General features: G+C 46.6%; 2 protein-coding genes. Both read right to left on the bottom strand.

What is annotated here, in order from left to right; translation table 11 throughout:
* Positions 1–161: 161 nt before the first annotated feature.
* On the bottom strand, positions 162–569 hold the full coding sequence (locus tag AACR77_RS09400; protein WP_042881011.1) for an H-NS family histone-like protein: 408 nt from the start codon (positions 567–569) through the stop codon (positions 162–164).
* 15 nt (positions 570–584) lie between these two features.
* Positions 585–774: hypothetical protein (locus AACR77_RS09405; RefSeq protein WP_231563195.1), on the bottom strand; the 190-nt coding region annotated here is incomplete at its 5' end.

The following is a 774-nucleotide window of genomic DNA, read 5'->3' on the forward strand; positions in this document are numbered from 1 at the left end:
GGTCACACTGAGACGTACCAGTTGCTCTTCGGCCAGCGCCTTTGCTCTCTGGACAACCTCCGGTGATTCGGATGAGATGATGTCCTCTAATGTTCTCCCCATACGGGTTCCTACTAAAAACAGAATGAAAGGCCCACGCAATACTGCATGGGCTATCAATATTAGATCAGGAAATCGTCCAGAGCTTTGCCACCTTCAACGGCTGCCGCGATAGCCTTGGGCATGCGACCTTGACCAGTCCAGGTCTTCTCCTGACCATCCTCGGTGTAGCGATACTTTGCAGGACGAGGAGCGCGTTTGGCTTTGGTGGATCCCTCAGATTTCGCCGGAGCGGCAGTGCCAACCAGCTCACTCGGATCGATGCCTGCCTGTTTCAACATTTCGGTAAACTCAGCAAGTTTTTGCAGACGCTCAGCAGACTCAGCTTTGATTTTGTTTTCTTGCTGCTCACGCTCAGCAAAAATTTCCTCGAATTTCTCTCTGATTTCGACCAACTGCTCAAAAGAAAGCTCGCGCAATGCAGCACGCAGACTACGGATATTCAACAGAGTTTTAAAAAAATCGTTCATTTTTATCCTCATGTATCACATTTCTATATCAGTGAAATTATCTCTCAACCCCAGTATTAGCGCCACTGTTTTTGGCACCAAGACGATTATAGAAATAGCATTATTCAAAAAGACGTGAGCGAAATCGCGTGTGGAGTCGCTTGGTGACCAAACTCCAATCTTATATGAAACTATGTAGCCAAAAATTAAATCTAGGTGGTAGTGA

The organism is Aeromonas sp. ZOR0002, from assembly GCF_963866995.1.
Classification (GTDB): Bacteria; Pseudomonadota; Gammaproteobacteria; order Enterobacterales; family Aeromonadaceae; genus Aeromonas; species Aeromonas caviae.